Source organism: Bacteroides sp. 11BF, assembly GCF_019633765.1.
In the GTDB taxonomy this organism is placed as follows: domain Bacteria; phylum Bacteroidota; class Bacteroidia; order Bacteroidales; family Bacteroidaceae; genus Bacteroides; species Bacteroides hominis.
Genome location: NZ_JAFKPJ010000009.1, coordinates 197,857 through 217,541, shown reverse-complemented (window position 1 = coordinate 217,541; position 19,685 = coordinate 197,857). Strand labels below are relative to the sequence as shown.

Here is a 19,685-nt window from a genome sequence, read left to right as displayed (position 1 = left end):
TAAGTACCTGGAGAACTTTGCTATTTTTTTATTTTTCTTGAATTACTTCTCTTTCTTTATTTCCATGGCCGATCTCTCTTATTTTCAATCCCGATAAACAATTGTGAATAATATATTTGCTCTTATGGACTACTGATATGGACAGGGCAGGAGACTCGGTAAATGCAACCGGCATTAACGACGAATGCTGCCGTCATTTAAGGCGACAGACGGTTGCTTTAATAATTCGGCCTTTGTGGTGACAGGAGTGGCTGTTATATGTAATAAACGCCCTATTTCAGTGTATTTTTTGTGGTTTCGGTCTTTTCTTTGCACACTTTTCATGCTTTTATGCAGAAAATCTATATCTTTGCAACCTAATTTAACATTAAAAGGTATGAGTTACAATTTGTTGAAAGGAAAAAGAGGTATTATTTTCGGTGCATTAAACGAGCAGTCTATTGCCTGGAAAGTAGCCGAAAGAGCCGTTGAAGAAGGTGCTGTTATTACATTATCAAATACTCCTGTTGCTGTCCGCATGGGACAGGTTTCTGCTTTGTCTGAGAAGTTGAATTGCGAAGTGATTGCTGCAGATGCCACTAACGTAGAAGATTTGGAGAACGTATTTAAACGCTCGATGGAAGTTCTCGGTGGTCAGATTGATTTTGTATTGCACTCTATCGGTATGTCACCGAACGTTCGTAAGAAACGTACTTACGATGATCTCGACTATAATATGTTGAATACTACCCTGGATGTTTCAGCTGTTTCATTCCATAAAATGATCCAGGCTGCCAAGAAACAAAACGCAATTGCCGAATACGGTTCTATCGTGGCATTGAGTTATGTAGCTGCACAGCGTACTTTCTATGGATACAACGATATGGCTGACGCTAAGGCATTGCTTGAATCTATTGCCCGTAGCTTTGGTTACATTTATGGTCGTGAGCACAATGTACGTGTAAATACGATTTCTCAGTCACCTACCTTTACCACAGCCGGTTCCGGTGTGAAGGGCATGGACAAACTGTACGATTTTGCCAACCGCATGTCTCCGTTGGGCAATGCTTCTGCCGACGAGTGTGCAGATTATTGCATCGTAATGTTCTCTGATCTTACCCGTAAGGTGACCATGCAGAACCTGTTCCACGATGGTGGTTTCTCGAGTGTTGGTATGAGTCTTCGGGCGATGGCTACTTACGAAAAGGGTCTGGACGAATATAAAGACGAAAACGGTAATATCATTTACGGTTAAGGCAATGAAAATACGGAAGAACTATATTCTCCTTGTTTTGCTAAGTCTGCTTTTCGCATCCTGCCGGGTGGGGAAGGCAGAGCCTGTCGCAGACCCAATGGAGGAAGAGGGGATTTCCGTAGTCAGATATGATAAGCTGTTGGACGAATACGTTCGTTTCAACAGCTTTTCTGCTTTACAAAAAATGAATCTGGAATATTCTCTGCCTACTAAACTGCTGATTGAAGATGTATTGGCCATCGGGCAGGTAAGTGACGACCATATATTCCAGCGACTGAAAACATTCTATTCGGACACCACTCTGATCCGTCTGATAGAGGATGTGGAAACCAGATATCCCGAATTGGGATCTGTCGAGAAAGAGTTGACCAAAGGCTTCGGGAAACTGCAAAAGGAAGTGCCGGATATCATGATCCCCATGATATACACACAAATTTCGGCATTCAATGAATCCATCGTTCTGTCCGACAGCGTACTGGGCATCAGCCTTGACAAGTATATGGGTGAAGATTATCCGCTTTACAAGCGTTTCTATTATGGTTATCAGCGACGCACCATGCGTCCCGACCGGATTGTACCCGATTGTCTGGTGTACTATCTGATGAGCCAGTATCCTTTCCCGATGGATTACTCCCGTACACTGCTCGATGTGATGATGCACTTCGGTAAAATTAATTATGTGGTGCAGCACCTGTTGGATTATTCCTCTTCGGAAGAAGCATTGGGCTATTCGGATGTAGAGAGAGAATGGTGCAAAGAGAACCAGCAGCAGATGTGGAGATATATTCTTGAAAAAGATCATCTGCATGCAACAGATCCGATGGTGGTACGCCAATATACCCGTCCGGCTCCTTTCACTAATACTCTGGGCGAGAATGCGCCTTCGATGGTGGGTACCTGGATTGGTACAAAAATCATCACTTCGTATATGAAACATCATAAAAAAACAACCTTACGGCAATTGCTCGAAATGAACGATTACGAACGTATGTTCACCGAATCTCGTTTTAATCCGTAAAATTCTTATTATAAAAATCCCTTGTTCATGGATACCGCTCTCTATCTTTTGCCCGTTACATTGGGCGACACTCCCATCGAGTCTGTATTACCACCCTACAATAAAGAAATTATTCAGGGAATCAAGCATTTTATTGTCGAAGATGTCCGTTCGGCCCGCCGTTTCCTGAAAAAGGTGGATCGTGAGATTGACATCGATTCGCTCACCTTTTATCCCTTAAACAAGCACACTTCTCCTGAAGATATTTCCGGTTACCTGAAACCGTTGATCGGTGGATTGTCTATGGGAGTGATTTCGGAAGCCGGTTGTCCGGCCGTTGCCGATCCGGGAGCCGATGTCGTGGCTATTGCGCAACGTAAGAACCTGAAGGTAGTGCCGTTGGTGGGCCCTTCGTCTATCATTCTTTCTGTGATGGGATCGGGATTTAACGGACAAAGCTTTGCCTTTCACGGATATCTGCCTATAGAGCCGGCTGAGCGTGCCAAAAAGCTCAAAGCTCTTGAACAACGGGTATATGCCGAACATCAGACACAGCTGTTTATAGAAACGCCCTATCGGAATAATAAGATGGTGGAGGATATTTTGCATAACTGCCGTCCGCAAACACGTCTTTGCATTGCAGCGAATATCACCTGTGAGGGTGAGTACATCCGCACCAAGACCATCAAAGAGTGGCAGGGAAAAGTGCCCGATCTGACTAAGATACCTTGTATTTTTCTCTTATACCAATAACCTGTTTCAGGTGTTCATATTCCAACTCAAAGCATTCGCCGAAGAAGTGAGTGCCTAAGTTGTGTTCTATCTGTTGGAAAGTCCACAGTTTTCCTCCTTTGAACCGTGGATCGCAGAGGATAGAATCATCTTCCATTTCGACAATAAACAGATAAATCAGACGGTTGGTCTGTGCATTTTCGAAATGATAGGAGATGGTAAATGTAGGTTTCAGATCCGAAGCTTTTGGGAAAGCATTACTCAATAAGCGGTTGGCACCTTCGGCCAACGTTTCTCCGTACCGGAGGTAACATTCCATCGGTATATCCACTTTGAACTTGTCGAGAATACAGCTTTGCGGACGATTGCAAAGGAACAGCATGCCATGGGTAGAGACGGCAATGCGTATTACCGGGTTGATATAAGCATTCTTGTAGTTGATGGCTTCTACGGCCAGGCTTTTTCCAATGACGTCGCCACGGGTGTTGACGATGGGCACATATTCTGTATGGGCCATTACATGATTAAAATAACGGATGCCTATCTGGTTGAACAGAATACTGAGGATAAATATGGCAGGCGGCAATATGTGGTAAAGCACCAGCGTGGAAGTCGGAGTGAGAGGGTGTGCTATCAGGATAGTCAGACTGATAACGGCAAAGTGCAGAATACCCAGAATCAAAACAACCCGTGCCGATACGACAGCCGATTCCGCTCCCTGGGCAAACAGTCGGCGGTTGCACTGGGCACTCTGGCGCAGGTAGTGGTTAATGAACCTTCTCCTGTGTAAGAAAAGAATAACCATTGGAATCAGTATACTGACTTCAAGTGTCAGGGGCAAAGCTCCTACCGGGACAAAATCTCCGGGAATGAGACTTGCCAGAGTCAATAGTGTCAAAATTCCCGTAGAGATATAAAGGATAAAATTGGGTATACGCGCCCCGTTACGGGACAGGGACCTGTATGAAAAGATAAGTCCGATACCTGTACCGATATAGATTGATATGTCCTGTGTTATAAATTCGCATAAAAGGATGGAAACAATAACAGGGATAAAGCCCAATGACATATTAAATGCGGAAGAAAGTACTCCTTTGTTACCCATATGTTTTTTATTGTATTATTTTGCCGTTTACTTGTAAAACAAACAAGGAGCCTGTTATGTTCTTACTACTTCTTATTAAATCGGATATGTTTTTCCGCATGATATGATGAACGTACTAATGGTGCGCTTTCTACTTGTTCGAATCCCTTTTTGAGCCCTGTTTCTTTATAGATGGCGAATTGTTCCGGGGTAATGTATGCCACAACCGGATAGTGTTTATGGGTCGGTTGCAGGTATTGTCCGATGGTAAGGATTTTGCAACCGACGGCAATCAAGTCGTCCATTAACTCCTCCACTTCGGCAGGAGTTTCGCCCAAACCGACCATAATACCCGATTTGGCTGTTGTACCGCTCTCGGCTATCTGACGGATCACCTCCAGGCTGGTGTGATAATTGGCCGCACTACGCACTTGTGGGCTGATACGTTTTACGGTTTCCATGTTGTGGGAAATGATTTCCGGACCGGCTTCTATCACTTGGGAAACCAGTTCCTTGCGCCCCTGGAAGTCGGGGATCAGTACTTCGGTGGTCGTTTCCGGATTCAGGCGTTTGATTTCACGAATTGTTTGCGCCCAATGGGCGGCGCCCAGGTCGGGTAGATCATCGCGGTCCACCGATGTGATGACTGCATGTGAGAGCTTCATCAAGGCAACCGATTCCGCAACGTGCAACGGTTCGTCAGGGTCCAGAGGCAAAGGACGCCCGGTCCGGGTATTACAGAATTTGCAACTGCGGGTACAGATGTCACCGGCAATCATGAACGTGGCCGTACCTTTTCCCCAGCACTCGCCCATGTTGGGGCAGCGCCCGCTGCTACAAATGGTGTGCAGGCAGTGCGATTCGACAATACGTTTGGTTTCCGTATAGCGTTCGTTGGCTCCGATACTGATCTTAAGCCATTCGGGTTTGCGTACCCGTTGATCGTTTCCCATATGATAGTACTGTTTTGTTTAATGATAGAGAGGCTGTCTCAAAGCTCACCACAGAGGACACAGAGTAACACGGAGTATACTTTAAATTGTTGATGATTAGTAAAAAAAGACTCTGTGCTACTCTGTGTTACTCCGTGGTGAAAAGACTTTTGATACAGCCTCCTGAAGCGGTTTCTTATAAATTGTTCAGGAAAAAGTTCGTTAACTTCGTATACAGATGGTTCCGGGTATTTCCGCCATAAATGCCGTGATTCCGGTTGGTATATACCTGCATGTCGAACTGTTTTCCAAGCTGTACCAGGTGTTCGGCATATTCGGTACAGTTCTGGAAGTGAACGTTGTCATCTGCCATACCGTGTACCAAAAGCAGGTTTCCATGCAAGTTGTCTGCACGGCTGAATGCTGAGGCAGCTTTGTAGCCTTCAGCATTTTCTTTCGGAGTACGCATGAAGCGTTCGGTATATACAGTATCGTAATATTTCCAGTCTGTAGGTGCGGCAACAGCGACTCCGGCTTTAAATACCGGTGTACCTTCGCTCATACTCATGATGGTCATGTATCCGCCGAAGCTCCATCCCCAGATGCCGATGCGTCCTTTGTCCACATAAGGCAGGCCACCCAGATATTTGGCAGCTTCCACTTGGTCTTTTGCCTCTTTTACGCCCAGGTTCAGATAGGTGCACTTCTGGAATTCGCTTCCACGACCTCCTGTGCCGCGACCGTCCACACAAGCCACTACGTAGCCAAGACTTGCCATGTATGTTTCCCAGCTGATTCCCCATTTGTCCAGAACCTGTTGCGAACCCGGACCGCTATACTGGAACATCAGTACCGGATAGCGTTTTGAGGGATCGAAGTTCACAGGTTTCATCATCCATCCGTTCAGGTCTACTCCTTCTGTGGTCTTGAAAGTGAAGAATTCCTTTTGCGGTATGGCATATCCGGCTAACTTTTCTTTCAGTTTATCATTGGTCACCAAAGTTTTCAATACTTTACCCGTATTGTCATTCAGTGTAATCAGCATCGGAGTATCGAGGCTGGTAAACTTGTTCATAAAATATTTCATCGAACTGCTGAAGATCGGGCTGTTGGTTCCTTGCTGATTGCTCAGTTTCACCTTCTTGCCTTTACGGTCTATCTTGTATACAGCCTGGCGCATCGGACTCTCTTCGTTGCTGGTGTAATAGAACTCGTTGGTATCCGGATTCCATCCGATGAAGCTTTTTACTTCATAATTGCCGCTGGTCACCTGCTTAATCAGGTTGCCGTTCATGCTATACCAGTACAGGTGCGGATATCCGCTCTTGTCGCTTACAAAACTGAAATTGTCCGGATAGAACCGGATGTTGTCGAATACGTTCTCGTTGATGTAATAAGGAGATTCATCACGTAAAGCCAGCTTGCATACTGTACTGCGGGGATCGGCAAAATACATGTCGAAGCGGTTTTGATGACGGTTCAGCGTCATAATGGCCAGTTTGTTCGGATCTTGTGTGAAACGGATGCGTGGGATATAACCATCGGCGTCTATCGGCAGTTTTACCTGACGGGTCACTTTTGATTTGATGTCGAACGTATGTACCGATACCTTAGAGTTGGGATAACCTGCCTTGGGATATTTGTACGTATACTCGCCCGGGTAGTCCTGCAACGCATTGTTGCGTGGAGCTTCGCCGGCAAACAGCGGGAAAGTGTATGATGGCACTTCCGACTCGTCGAAGCGGACATAAGCCAGCATGGTATTGTCGGCATTGAACTCCAGGGCACGGTTGAAACCGAACTCTTCTTCATATACCCAATCGGGAATACCGTTCAGCACGCTGTTCAGTTTGCCGTCTTCCGTCACCTGCGATTCGCTGTTGCCATACAGGAGCTTCACCAGGAAGATGTTATTGTCGCGGACAAATGCCACCAGATTGCCGTCCGGTGAGAATACCGGAGCTTGCTGCGGGCCGCCATCCGAGAGTTTTTCTACGATATTGTTGGTAGTAACCCCTTTATCGTTCCGTTTCACCGGATACAGATAGTGGACTGCCGTATAAGAGTGACGGTAGATAGGGGTTGTTTCCGTTGCAATCAGAATTTTTGATCCGTCCGGTGAAAACTGATAGCTGTCGAATTTCTTGAAAGGACATTCGCGAGCTTTGGCCACATCGAATACCACTTCCACCGGTTCACCCGTGCGGAAGGAATATTTCACGATTTGTGTGCCTTCGGCATTTCTTTGTGTGTAGTGTTCGCCGTCCGGCATGGGAACCACACCATAGATGTTTTCGGGACTGAACTTGCCTGAGTTGATCTCTTTCAGGTCGAGTGCTTTGCCTCCTTGTGCGAAGCCGGCAAGGCAGCACAGACAGAAAAACAGAAAAATGAATTTTCTTTTCATTGGCTTTAGATGATTTTTAGGTTGTTTCTATAGTGCCGGCAAAGGTAAGGATAAACGGTGAGCCTTCAAAACGAGAGGGTTAAAATATCTGTGAAATAGCGTTCGGAAACGAAAAAAACAGAGCCTCTGTTGGCTCCGGGCAGAGGCTCTTCCGGGTACAGACAGAGCCTCCGGAGAGCAGAAACGGAGCCTCCGTCCCGGACGTTGGAGACACGGAAAGTGGGCCAGCCTCCAAGCCACCTCTCAAACAGTGCTGTATCCCTTTATTCATGGGTGTTTGAGCGTGTTCGAAAAACTGACTGAAATCGATTGGTGGGCCATATAATAAATACTAACAAAAAAAAGATATATGAATATATCAGTTCAGATCGTGCGCAATCGGTGAGAAATGATTCTGGATTTGTCGGGAGTTATCCCCCTTTCATCGGTTTTGCTACTGTTATTGACGAAAAAGCCTTTCCGGGTGGTGGCAAATGACCTATCTTTGTGGACGAAGATTAGATGAAATAATTAACAATGAAATGATATATGGAAAAGAAAGAGTTTTCATCTCCCGCTCGGAGATACGGTAAGTTTTTTATTGCCTTTATTTTTATAACGGCAGGAGTGCTTCTACTGGCCCGTAATCTGGGATGGATTACTTATGCCCTGTTTGACCTATTGGTGTCCTGGCAAATGCTTCTGATTCTCTTGGGAGTATACCTGATGTTGCGTCGTCAGATTCTGCGGGGATTGATTCTGGTTGGCATCGGGGCCTATTTAATAAGTCCGCATCTGGGATGGTTTCCGGCGGGAGTCCATATCACTCTTTTCCCGATTATATTGATTGTTATTGGACTCGCTTTTTTATTCAGGCCGAAACGTGCCCGGCACGAACGGATGCGGAGGGGAAACTTTGCCAGCAGCCAATATAACTCTACGGATGGAGTGCTTCACTCGGAGAATACCTTCAGCGGTATCAGGCAAGTGGTGCTCGATGAATTCTTTAAAGGCGGGACGATACAGAATTCGTTTGGCGGGACGATTATTGACCTGCGGCGTACGACCCTTCCCGAAGGTGAAACGTTTCTCGATATTGATTGTACATTTGGTGGAATAGAAATTTATGTGCCTTCCGATTGGAAAGTAGTGTTTCGGTGTAACACCTGCCTGGGCGGATGTCAAGACAAACGTTTTGGTGGAGGTGTGATCGACCAGAACCGGATATTGGTCATCCGGGGCGACTTGACATTCGGAGGTATTGAAATAAAAAGTTGAAAATAAAACATGGATATACATCCTATACAAGAATCTTCCCGACGGTGGATGACGGCATTGATATTGGCCGTTGCCGCAGCAGGGATACAAACAGCATTACTTTGGGGCTATGCCGGGGCCGACACGCTTCCGGCTGCAATAGACGGCTTTTTATCCGTCGGTTTGCTTTGCCTCCTGGCCTATCTGGCATGGTATGTCATCGGCCTCGTCTCCATATTGCAAACAGATCTGCTGATAGCCGCCCTGGCGCTGCTTTTTTGGCTGGCGGGAGGCTTTGCCGTGCAATATGTGATGGAACAGAACCTGGGACAAGTCTATGCGTCTTTCGGAGAGACGCTCCCTTTCCGCATACTGTTCGGAGCATTGGCTTGGGGAGTGATGATGTTGTGGTATCGTTTACAGTCGTTGAGCACTGTTCAGGAGGAGATATTAGAAGAGGCTGTTTCAAGAGAAGAAGCCCTTCGTGAAGAACTGAAGCAGACCGGATGCCGCGAAGAGAAAGCGTCGTCGGAAGAGGCGGAATGCATTGACCGCATCACGGTGAAAGACGGTACGCATATTCACCTGATCTGTACCGACGAATTGCTGTACATACAGGCATGTGGCGATTACGTCACATTAGTGACCCCTTCGGGACAATATGTCAAAGAGCAGACGATGAAGTACTTCGATGCCCATCTGCCGTCGGCCGGATTTGTGCGCGTACATCGCTCTACGATAGTAAACGTGACACAAATATCACGGGTGGAACTCTTCGGGAAAGAGAACTATCAACTCTTACTGAAAAATGGGGTCAAGCTGAAAGTGAGTAACTCCGGATATAAGCTGCTGAAAGAACGGCTGGAGCTATAATAACTCCTATCTGGGAATAAACGGAAGGGTGTAGCCATACGAAGCGGATGGCTACACCCTTTTGTGCCTGGGGCTACACCCTTTCCTCCGGATGGCTACACCCTTTCATAAAAATCTTATGGAGAAAGGACCGGTAGCCGGAATAGATTTATTATATTTGCACTAATTGCAAAAATATAATATTCTATGACTGAATCGGCTCCGATGCCTTTATACAACGAGTTTACTTTCTTTCTGAAAAAATATTTTCCTTACAAGGTGCAGAAGATATCTCTCAATGCGGGTTTTACATGTCCCAACCGGGACGGAACGAAGGGGCTGGGAGGCTGTACATATTGTAATAACCAGACATTCAATCCCGAATACTGCAAAACGGAGAAATCCGTCACCCGGCAACTTGAAGAGGGGAAGCAGTTCTTTGCCCATAAATATCCGGATATGAAATATCTGGCTTATTTTCAGGCTTATACCAATACTTATGACGAACTTGAAGGACTGAAACGGAAATACGAAGAAGCTCTGAGCGTAGATGGTGTAGTGGGATTGGTCATCGGTACACGTCCCGATTGCATGCCGGATCCTCTGCTGCATTATCTGGAAGAGCTGAATAAACACTCTTTCCTTTTGGTGGAGTATGGCATTGAAACTACCCGGGATGCTACACTCAAACGTATTAACCGGGGGCATACCTATGCCGATACGGTAGAAGGTGTCCACCGGACCGCAGCGTGTGGTATTTTAACCGGGGGACACGTCATTCTCGGTCTTCCGGGAGAGAGCCGCGAAGGGATCATTGCCCAGGCGGCAGAGTTGTCACGTTTGCCCCTGACTACTCTCAAGATGCATCAGTTGCAGCTGATACGTGGCACGAAAATGGCACGTGAGTTTGAACTCCATCCCGAAGATTTTCATCTCTTTAGTGTCGACGAGTATATCGATCTGGTAATCGATTATGTGGAACATCTGCGTCCTGACCTGATACTCGAACGTTTTGTTTCACAATCACCTAAAGAACTCTTGATTGCACCCGACTGGGGATTGAAGAATTATGAATTTACAGCCCGCGTGCAAAAAAGAATGAAAGAAAGAGGTGCTTATCAGGGAAAGGCATACTCGGTTTAGAAAAAAAGAACTATTTTTGCGAAGCGAATGAGTTGCGAGTTACGAGTTGCAAGTTTAGAGTGCCGTTGGGTGTTGTTACTCGTGCCCCGTAATTAATTAAACTAAAATATAGAATGGAACAGAAAACAAGAATTAAAGGAAACGTTCATTATGTGGGAGTTAACGACCGTAACAGGCACCTCTTTGAGGGAATGTGGCCTTTACCCTATGGAGTTTCATATAACTCTTATCTGATTGATGATGAAATGGTGGCACTGATCGATACAGTGGATATTTGCTATTTCGAAGTATATCTTCGTAAAATTAGAAGTATCATAGGCGACCGTCCTATCAACTATTTGATTATAAATCACATGGAACCGGACCATTCAGGTTCTATCCGATTGATTAAACAGCACTATCCCGACATTGTAATCGTTGGCAATAAGCAGACTTTCGGAATGATCGAAGGCTTCTATGGTGTGACCGGCGAGCAATATCTGATAAAAGATGGTGATTTCCTTGCTCTCGGACGTCATAAACTGCGTTTTTACCTTACTCCGATGGTGCATTGGCCGGAAACAATGATGACATTTGACGAAACGGATGGTGTACTCTTCTCCGGTGATGGGTTCGGCTGCTTCGGTACGCTGGATGGCGGGTTTGTGGATACACGCATGAACATCGATCACTATTGGGGCGAAATGGTGCGTTATTATTCCAATATCGTCGGAAAATACGGTTCGCCCGTACAGAAAGCTTTGCAAAAACTGGGAGGACTTCCCATTTCGACCATTTGCTCTACACACGGTCCGGTATGGACCGAAAATATCACTAAGGTGGTAGGCATTTACGATAAACTGAGCCGTTACGATGCAGACGAAGGTGTGGTGATTGCTTACGGAAGCATGTATGGCAATACCGAACAGATGGCGGAGGCCATTGCTGCCGAACTGTCGGCCCAGGGCATTAAAAACATCGTGATGCACAACGTCAGCAAGAGCAATCCTTCTTATATCCTTGCCGATATCTTCCGTTACAAAGGATTGATTGTCGGTAGCCCGACTTACAGCAACCAGATTTTCCCGGAAATAGAGTCGCTTTTGTCCAAAATACTGGTACGTGAGTTGAAAGGACGTTATCTGGGCTATTTCGGTTCGTTCACATGGGCCGGTGCCGCCGTGAAACGTATGGCCGAGTTTGCCGAAAAAAGTAAATTCGAACTGGTCGGCGACCCTGTAGAGATGAAACAGGCCATGAATGATATCACCTATCAACAGTGTGAGAATCTGGCACGTGCCATGGCCGACCGTTTAAAAAAAGACAGAGTATAAGTTACCCCTAATTTATTAACCTGATAAAAACAATCGAACATGAGACTAATCATTCAGCCGGACTATCAGTCCGTTTCTCAATGGGCAGCACATTATGTTGCTGCTAAGATCAAAGCTGCCAATCCTACTCCGGAAAAACCTTTCGTATTGGGTTGCCCCACCGGATCATCTCCTCTGGGTATGTATAAGGCACTGATCGACCTGAATAAAAAAGGAATCGTATCGTTCCAGAACGTTGTTACTTTCAACATGGACGAATATGTGGGACTGCCGAAGGAACATCCGGAAAGCTACTATTCTTTTATGTGGAACAACTTCTTCAGCCATATCGACATCAAACCGGAGAACACGAACATTCTGAATGGGAATGCTGCCGATCTGGATGCTGAATGTGCACGTTATGAAGAGAAGATTAAATCGTATGGTGGTATCGACCTATTTATGGGAGGTATTGGTCCCGACGGTCACATCGCTTTCAACGAGCCGGGTTCTTCACTGAGTTCTCGCACTCGTCAGAAGACACTGACTACGGATACGATTATCGCTAACTCCCGCTTCTTCGATAATGATATCAACAAGGTTCCCAAAACTTCGTTGACAGTCGGAGTAGGTACTGTGCTTTCTGCTCGTGAGGTGATGATTATCGTAAACGGCCACAACAAAGCACGTGCATTGTATCATGCCGTAGAAGGTGCTATTACTCAGATGTGGACTATCAGTGCGTTACAGATGCACGAGAAGGGTATCATCGTTTGTGACGATGCTGCTACTGCCGAACTGAAAGTAGGTACTTACCGTTACTTCAAGGACATCGAAGCAGATCATCTCGATCCGCAATCGTTGCTGAAGTAATACATAAGCATAAAAATAAAGAAGAGGATAGGTCAATCGTTTTTTCGGCCTATCCTCTTCTTTTTATCGGTCTGATACATGAAGCCCGGTTGGGCGGGGCTAATCTTTCAGACCGTCTTTGATCCCTTCCATTGCTTTCTCGCCTTTCTTCACAGCTTTTTGGGTACCTTCTTTCACATCTTTTGCTGCATCCTTCGCTGTGTCTTTGGCTTTCTCAAAAGCGTCTTTGGCACCCTCTTTCAAGTCATTGCCTATTTTCTTCAGCTTCAGGGCGGCATAAGTGGATTCCAGTTTTACTATCTCGTCCTTTTCGTTCGAGGTCATTTGCTCACTGAATTTGTTATAACTGTCTTTTAGCTTCGTAAATTGCTCGTCAGCTTTTTCCCAGTCGGCTTTTGTATAGTCCTGGGCGTTTTTCTGTACGTTTTCGACAAAAAGCTTGAAGCCGTCCAGATACGACTCCTTTGTTTGGCTGCATGCGGTGGCAATGGCCAGTACTAATGCAAGGAATAATACTTTCTTCATAATCAAATACTATTGTTTAGGTTTTATATATTAACACCGTGTATTTGAAAATTGTTTGCCCGGGTCAGGATTCTTCCAGTTCCCCTTTGCCTTGCCGGACGATGGTTACCTCTCCGTCAGTACAGTTTACGATGGTCGAAGGTTCGATTCCGCCGATTCCTCCGTCGATCACAAGATCTACCTGGTCACCGAACTTCTCGTCTATCAGCTCCGGGTCAGTGATATACTCTATGTCTTCATGTTCGTCATGGGGCAGGGTAGTGGTCATGATCGGAGCATCCAGCAGACGCGCGATCTCCCGGATGATGTGGCTGTCCGGCATACGGATACCCACTTCCTTCCGGTTACGGAAGATTTTAGGCAACCGGTTCGTTCCGTTCAGAATAAAGGTGAAGGGACCGGGCAGGTTGCGTTTCATCAGTTTGAAGATATTATTGTCTACCTTGGCATATTCGCTGATACTGCTCAGGTCGTAGCAGATGATAGAGAGATTGTTTTTCTTTGGGTCTATTTCCTTAATCCGGCAGATGCGTTCGATGGCACGTTCCTTCAGGCCGTGGCAACCGATGGCATACATGGTATCTGTGGGATAGATAATCAGTCCCCCGTCATTCAGCAGGTCCACAATCCGTTGCAGGTCCTGGGGATTATTGTTTTTCTCGTAAAGTTTGAGTATCATAATTGTTCGTTATTTAATCTTCTTTTTTAAGAAATCAAGTGCTTTTTCTACGGCTTTTTCCTTTACTTTTTCCTTCACGGAATCTTTATTGGCCGTAGTTGCCGAATCTAGTCCCAGTTTTTTCCCTATTTCGCTGATTGCCTTATCTGTGACTGCTTCCACTGCCTGGTTGGTCATGCTTTTCGTATCCAGTGAAACTTTGGGCGAAGAGAAAGTGCCCCCTATTTTCAGGTCGAGTGTAGTCAGTTTGGCAATATCACCCGCTGATGCCGGTAGCTTGATTTTTCCCGAGTAGTCGATGGTCTGGTCAAGTCCCGTACTTCCTGAAAGGTTCATCACATAGTCTCCTAACTTAATGTCGAACGGTTCGGTAGACACCCTTCCCTCCTTGATGGTGAAGTCCAGCGTCATGTCCTTCACTTTCATTTCTTTGAGTTCAGGCTTCTTCACGGCATCGGCTATCTGGTCGATGACCTTTACACCGCTGAGGCTAAGGTCTTTGGTCGAAAGGCTGCCATTGCCTTGCATCGTATCCATGACGGGCTCCATCCGGTTGTCGAGCAAAGTCTGCACATGCATGTTGCCGGAGAAGTTTCCTTTCAGATTCTCGAAAATAGGAGCCATTTGCTGTACCATATTCAATTCTTTGTAGGCTTGTGCAAAGCTGAGTCCCTCCAGGCGGAACCCCGCATTCATCTCCGGTTTTTTTAAGTCGGCGGTAGAATAATATCCGTTCATAATAACCTTGCCTCCCATGGTGTTCATCGACAGGTTTTTCATATCCACTTTTCCGTCTTTTACAACCAGTTTTCCATTCATATTCGTAAAGGCCATCTTGTCGAACAATACCTCTTTCAGGTTGGCATCCATCTGGAAATCGATATTGCGTGGAACCTCTATCAGGCTGGCTGCTTCATCGGGCGAAACTGCCTGTGCCGTTTGGGTGGTAGTATCGGTTGAGGCTGTCATAAAGTCGTTCAGGTTGAGATGGTTCGACCGGACATTCAATGTACCTTTCAATGTAGTGCCTTTCAGAGCATAACCCATGTAATTTTCGAACCGGCTGTCGGCGGTAAGGTCGTTCTTGCCAATAACTACTGTGGTCTCGCTGAGTTGCAGATATTTCGGAGTGAAAGTGAACAGTGATTGTCTGATTTCTACATCAGGTATCTCTTTCATTTTTAGTTTCATGTCGCTAAGGGCGATGGTACCCGATGCGGAGAAACGGTCATATTGCTCTTTTTCGATGTACGAAAGGCGTCCGCCCATCTTCATATCCGCACGAATGGTGCCATTCAGTTCCATGTCGTCCAACGGGTATACTTGCTTGATCATTCCTAAATTAAGCACTCCCTTTGCTTCGGCTGTAAAGTCCGGATCGCTGACCGGTGTCTTTATATCGGCAGTCAGGCTAAACGGGTTGTTTGCCAGACGGAAGCTGAAAGGACGAATGTTGATTTCTGTCAGGTCGATATTACCTCCCGGGTTACGTACTTGTGCGTCAATGTTGATCTGGTCGACTCCTGCCGGCAGGGACGGATAACGGAACATGGCATTCTTTACTGATAACCGCACATCGAACCGGGGGACGGTATCACCTTGCAATACTCCTTTTGCCGTGGCTTCGAGGGTAGCGGTTCCGTCTGTTTTCAGATTCTTGAATTCTTTGGAGTAGATGGCTGGTATCAGGGACAGAATTTCCTTAAAGCCCACTTCGCTGGTATTGAGCTTCAGGTCCATGTCGATGACAGGATCTTTCAGTTCTACCCATCCGTCGATGCCTGCCTTAATGGCATTGAGACGAAATTCATTCTTTTTCAGTGTGAATTTGTGATGTACGAGGTCAGCGTCCACGTCCATTTTTGCATAGATGTTGGCTTGTGAGAGGAAGGGAATACCATTCATCTTATAAGTCAGGGCTTCGGTCTCTGCTTCTAAATTGAGCAAAGTCTGGTCGCTGCCCAGGTCGCCCGAGCAAAGCGCGTTGAAATTGTGTATGTCGGCATATATGGCGGACTGTCGGTCGTCATACACCACATTCATGTTCTTGATAACAAAACGCTGAAGTTTAATCCGGAAGGGAGAAGATTCGCTGCTCTCCGATGTCTCGCTGACGGTGGCTGAATCGGGTTTCATGATATCCCAGTTGGCTTTGCCGTCAGGAAGTACGATGGCATGTAGCCAGGTATCTGTGACAGATACTTTGGAAACATCGTATCCGCTGTCTCCGAAGAGCGAAAACAGGTTAATGGCGGCAGTAACTTCACCGGCTTTCACCAGCGTGTCGTTTTCAAACGCTCCTGTTCCTTTCAGCCAAAAATCGTTTAGGGTAACGGAAGCTTTCGGGAAATTACGGAACAGGCTGATGTCGAGGCTGCTGAAATCGAACCGGGCGTTCAGCATTTTGTTTCCTTCGGTTTTTACGATACCTTCAATTTTGCCGCGGAAGGCAAAAGGAAGGAGTAACATCAGTATCAGGATGACACCGATGACGATTGCTGTAATTTTGAGTCCTTTTTTCATAATTGCACTGGTTGTTAGGTTGATAGTGGTAACAAAGTTAATAATAAAAGACGAGAAGTCCAAGGTGATGATGGATTATGTTTGGATAGGAGCAAGTTAAGCNAAGTTAATAATAAAAGACGAGAAGTCCAAGGTGATGATGGATTATGTTTGGATAGGAGCAAGTTAAGCTCACCACAGAGTAACACGGAGTCTCACAGAAAATTTAAGTACCTATAATAAAAGATTAAAACTCTGTGAAGTTCCGTGTTACTCTGTGGTGAATCGACTTCAAGACCATTGAAGAAATGAACTTATCTTATTTCTTCTTTTTTCGTAATTCCTCTGCGATTCGCCATTGTATGGCCGCTTCTGTCTCTTTCCCCACCTTCAGCAGTGCATCTCCAAAAAGTTCGTGTGCACCCGGATGTTCCGGTTTCAAGGTGGTTGCTTTGTCGAGATCGGCCAAGGCACCTTCCGTATTCTCTGTTTTCAGACGGAGTTTGCCCCGGTTGTAGAGTGCCTTGAAATCTGTCGGACGAAGACTGACTGCCCGGTTCAGGCAACTCTCGGCATCAAAGAACTCTTTCTCGTTGAAAAGTGTGATTCCTTTCCGTATCCATGCATCGGTGTATTCGGGATACAGTTCGATTGCTTTGTCGTAATTGGCCAGTGCAGCCCGGGTATCATGTGCCTGGGTGATGCATTCGTTGCCCATCAGCAGATATTCCCGTGCATACTTTTGCAGACTTTTTTGCTGTGCGGCCATTTGTTCCTGTAACTTCCTTTTCTGTTCACGCAATAGGTTGATGACACCCAGTTTCCGGCGGATCAGTCTCCGGGCGGTAGGCTTCTCTATGTCGTAACGGGAGTGGATGGCCAAGAAAAACTGTTCAAGACACGATTCGAAATCTCCTTTGTCGAAAGCACGGGCAGCTGCGGCATATTGCACATCGGCTTGTGCTTGTTTCAGAGCTTTGTCAATAGCTTGCCGGTTATTGAACCTTCCGGAAAAACTTACGATTTCGGGACGGACAAAGATGTCGGCACGGCTGACAGGCTTTTTTAATTGAATGCCTTCGAGCGAGGTGCAACGGCTGAGAGCTACGTATGCCTGTCCTCCGGCGAACACTCCGCCGGTGAAGTCGATAACTACGCGACTGAAGGTTAATCCCTGGCTTTTGTGTACGGTGATGGCCCATGCCAGCCGAATGGGATATTGAGTGAAGGTGCCTAACTCTTCTTCTTCGATCTCTTTCTTTTCTTCATTGTACTTATAGCGAATGTTTCGCCATGATTCACGGTGGACATCGCACTCTTTACCGTTATCGGTGATGACATAGATGATACCGTCGTTATCGATTCCGCTTACTACACCGATGGTCCCGTTCACCCAGCGGCGTTCAAAATCGTTCTTGATAAAGATGATCTGTGCTCCGGGTTTCAAAGTCAGGTCCTTGGATGTCGGCAGGCTGCTTTCGGGAAAATCTCCGTTGATTTCGCCTTCGAATACTACCGGATCTCCGGGGAGTTCGGCAAGCCGTCGGTCATTGATGGTTTCCACCGTATCGCGACGGGTGGCAAGGGTGATGTACATATCCTCTTCCGAGGCATCGATGGGAGCGCCATAACGGGTATTGAGCAACTGAAGGTCGGCGGCTCCGGCAGCTCCGCTGCGAATGTGATCGAGTACGCTGACAAAAACCGCGTCCGACTGCCGGTATACCTTTTGCAATTCGATGGATACCAACTCTATTTCGTTGAAAACCCGTGCCGAAAAAAAGTAAGGAGTGGGATAGAAACGGTTGATAATTTCTCGTTCGTCTCCTTTGATCACCGGTTCCAGCTGGAATACATCGCCCACCAGTAAAACCTGTTTCCCGCCGAATGGGTCACGCAGGTTGCGGCTGTATACTCGCAGGATGCGGTCTACGGCATCAATCATATCTGCCCGCACCATCGATATCTCGTCGATAATGACCAACTCTACCTGTTCCAACAGTTTCCGGTGGGGCTTGGTATACTTGAAGAATTCGTGGATACGTCCCCGTTGCAGGCTTAGGTTGGGGTCGTCGGGCAGCAATGGATGGAAGGGGAGCTTGAAGAAACTGTGTAAAGTACTGCCACCGGCATTAATGGCGGCAATGCCGGTGGGGGCCAGTACGATATGCTTTTTCTTGGTGTTCTTGCAGATATACTTCAGGAAAGTCGATTTACCCGTCCCCGCTTTTCCGGTGAGGAAAACCGATTGCCGGGTGTACTGAATCAGGTTCAGTGCATCCTGAAATTCTTTATTGCCGGTGTCTATAGTAAATTCCACGTCAGATGATACCGAAATGTTTTAATGCTTTTTGTATGCCGTCTTCGTCCACCGATGCAGTCACATAATCGGCTGCCTCTTTGACTTCGTCGTTTGCATTGCCCATGGCCACTCCGATGGCTGCATGGCGCAGCATGCTGATGTCGTTGCCTCCGTCGCCGAATGCCATTGTCTCTTCTAGGCGGATGCCGAAATGGCGGATGATTTTGTCTATCCCTTTTTGCTTACGGATACCTTTTGCCACAACATCTGTGAATGCCGGAAACCAGCGTCCGGACTCGCAGTGCGGGAGTAAAGGCAATATGTTTTTTTCGTCTTCGGTGGTGATGAACGGGGTCATCTGGAAGATCTCGGTTTGGGTAGCTTCGGCAGTAGTCTGAACGGGCAGGATGTCTACATGCAGGAACTCGTGGAAAATTTGGTTTACCAGTTCGTTGGGGTTGCAGACGGCTACGGTATGTTCGGCGACAAAGATGCAGGGAAAACCTTTCTCGTCCGAAAGGGCAGCAAGTGTCTTGACATCTTCTGTCGGGATGGAATGTTTGTAAATCACTTCATCTCCTACAAAGCAGTATCCTCCGTTCATGGTGATGTAACCGTCTATCAAACTTTGTTTCTGGAGGGCCGACAAGTTGTTAATAATCGCTTTCGGACGTCCGGTAGCAATGAAAATCTTAATTCCTTTAGCTTTGGCTTCGGTTATGGCCGAGAGGGCAGACGAAGGAATTTCGTGCGTGTTGAAACTAACCAACGTCCCGTCTATATCAAAAAACAGGGCTTTTATCATACGTCTTTTCTTTAATGGAGCACAAATGTACTGAAAAAGCCTGATATAGAGTAACTGAATACCACAATGATGGTAAATTTTAACTGCTGT

Annotated in this window: 16 protein-coding genes; 8 read left to right on the top strand and 8 right to left on the bottom strand. The window is 46.4% G+C overall.

Annotated features, from left to right (window positions below; translation table 11 throughout):
* Window positions 1–376 precede the first annotated feature (376 nt).
* The 3 genes from JZY04_RS11790 to JZY04_RS11780 are packed head-to-tail and all read left to right on the top strand — an operon-like array spanning window position 377 to window position 2,984.
* Window positions 377–1,234 carry an enoyl-ACP reductase gene (locus JZY04_RS11790; RefSeq protein ID WP_005775707.1) on the top strand — a complete coding sequence of 286 codons (858 nt, stop codon included), beginning with the start codon at window positions 377–379 and terminating at the stop codon, window positions 1,232–1,234.
* 4 nt (window positions 1,235–1,238) lie between these two features.
* Window positions 1,239–2,252 (top strand): gliding motility lipoprotein GldB, encoded by a 1,014-nt coding sequence (gene gldB, locus JZY04_RS11785; protein ID WP_005810107.1) that lies wholly within the window; start codon window positions 1,239–1,241, stop codon window positions 2,250–2,252.
* Between the two features lie 27 nt (window positions 2,253–2,279).
* On the top strand, window positions 2,280–2,984 hold the full coding sequence (locus JZY04_RS11780; RefSeq protein ID WP_122142891.1) for an SAM-dependent methyltransferase: 705 nt from the start codon (window positions 2,280–2,282) through the stop codon (window positions 2,982–2,984).
* On the opposite strand, the gene JZY04_RS11775 is transcribed toward JZY04_RS11780, so the two are convergent.
* From JZY04_RS11775 to JZY04_RS11765, 3 genes are all read right to left on the bottom strand, one after another.
* Window positions 2,950–4,068 (bottom strand): hypothetical protein, encoded by a 1,119-nt coding sequence (locus JZY04_RS11775; RefSeq protein ID WP_022012373.1) that lies wholly within the window; start codon window positions 4,066–4,068, stop codon window positions 2,950–2,952. The two genes, JZY04_RS11780 and JZY04_RS11775, sit on opposite strands and share 35 nt — an antisense overlap.
* 65 nt (window positions 4,069–4,133) lie before the next feature.
* Complete coding sequence (gene lipA, locus JZY04_RS11770; RefSeq protein ID WP_122142890.1) at window positions 4,134–5,000, bottom strand: lipoyl synthase; 867 nt, start codon at window positions 4,998–5,000, stop codon at window positions 4,134–4,136.
* Window positions 5,001–5,175: 175 nt separating this feature from the next.
* Window positions 5,176–7,386: a S9 family peptidase gene (locus tag JZY04_RS11765; protein WP_122142889.1), complete on the bottom strand. Its 2,211-nt coding sequence runs from the start codon at window positions 7,384–7,386 to the stop codon at window positions 5,176–5,178.
* A gap of 528 nt (window positions 7,387–7,914) precedes the next feature.
* On the opposite strand from JZY04_RS11765, the gene JZY04_RS11760 reads away from it, so the two are divergent.
* From JZY04_RS11760 to nagB, 5 genes are all read left to right on the top strand, one after another.
* Window positions 7,915–8,643 carry a LiaI-LiaF-like domain-containing protein gene (locus JZY04_RS11760; RefSeq protein ID WP_005810098.1) on the top strand — a complete coding sequence of 243 codons (729 nt, stop codon included), beginning with the start codon at window positions 7,915–7,917 and terminating at the stop codon, window positions 8,641–8,643.
* Window positions 8,644–8,652: 9 nt separating this feature from the next.
* On the top strand, window positions 8,653–9,495 hold the full coding sequence (locus JZY04_RS11755; protein ID WP_122130485.1) for a LytTR family DNA-binding domain-containing protein: 843 nt from the start codon (window positions 8,653–8,655) through the stop codon (window positions 9,493–9,495).
* A 186-nt stretch (window positions 9,496–9,681) separates the two neighbouring features.
* Window positions 9,682–10,617: a TIGR01212 family radical SAM protein gene (locus JZY04_RS11750; protein WP_122142888.1), complete on the top strand. Its 936-nt coding sequence runs from the start codon at window positions 9,682–9,684 to the stop codon at window positions 10,615–10,617.
* Between the two features lie 113 nt (window positions 10,618–10,730).
* Complete coding sequence (locus tag JZY04_RS11745; RefSeq protein WP_005775718.1) at window positions 10,731–11,930, top strand: FprA family A-type flavoprotein; 1,200 nt, start codon at window positions 10,731–10,733, stop codon at window positions 11,928–11,930.
* A gap of 39 nt (window positions 11,931–11,969) precedes the next feature.
* A complete protein-coding gene (gene nagB, locus JZY04_RS11740) occupies window positions 11,970–12,782 on the top strand; it encodes a glucosamine-6-phosphate deaminase (RefSeq protein WP_005775719.1) in 813 nt (270 codons plus the stop codon).
* 99 nt (window positions 12,783–12,881) lie between these two features.
* Here nagB and JZY04_RS11735 read toward each other — a convergent pair whose 3' ends face one another.
* The 5 genes from JZY04_RS11735 to JZY04_RS11715 form a co-directional block, all read right to left on the bottom strand.
* Window positions 12,882–13,307 carry a DUF6565 domain-containing protein gene (locus JZY04_RS11735; protein ID WP_005810092.1) on the bottom strand — a complete coding sequence of 142 codons (426 nt, stop codon included), beginning with the start codon at window positions 13,305–13,307 and terminating at the stop codon, window positions 12,882–12,884.
* Window positions 13,308–13,371: 64 nt separating this feature from the next.
* On the bottom strand, window positions 13,372–13,986 hold the full coding sequence (locus JZY04_RS11730) for an L-threonylcarbamoyladenylate synthase (RefSeq protein WP_032539668.1): 615 nt from the start codon (window positions 13,984–13,986) through the stop codon (window positions 13,372–13,374).
* A gap of 9 nt (window positions 13,987–13,995) precedes the next feature.
* Window positions 13,996–16,509 carry an AsmA-like C-terminal region-containing protein gene (locus JZY04_RS11725; protein WP_122142887.1) on the bottom strand — a complete coding sequence of 838 codons (2,514 nt, stop codon included), beginning with the start codon at window positions 16,507–16,509 and terminating at the stop codon, window positions 13,996–13,998.
* Between the two features lie 298 nt (window positions 16,510–16,807).
* The gene (locus JZY04_RS11720; RefSeq protein WP_122142886.1) at window positions 16,808–18,808 is read right to left on the bottom strand and encodes an AAA family ATPase; all 2,001 of its coding nucleotides are present in this window, start codon (window positions 18,806–18,808) and stop codon (window positions 16,808–16,810) included.
* A 1-nt stretch (window position 18,809) separates the two neighbouring features.
* Complete coding sequence (locus JZY04_RS11715) at window positions 18,810–19,595, bottom strand: Cof-type HAD-IIB family hydrolase (protein ID WP_122142885.1); 786 nt, start codon at window positions 19,593–19,595, stop codon at window positions 18,810–18,812.
* Window positions 19,596–19,685: the final 90 nt, after the last annotated feature.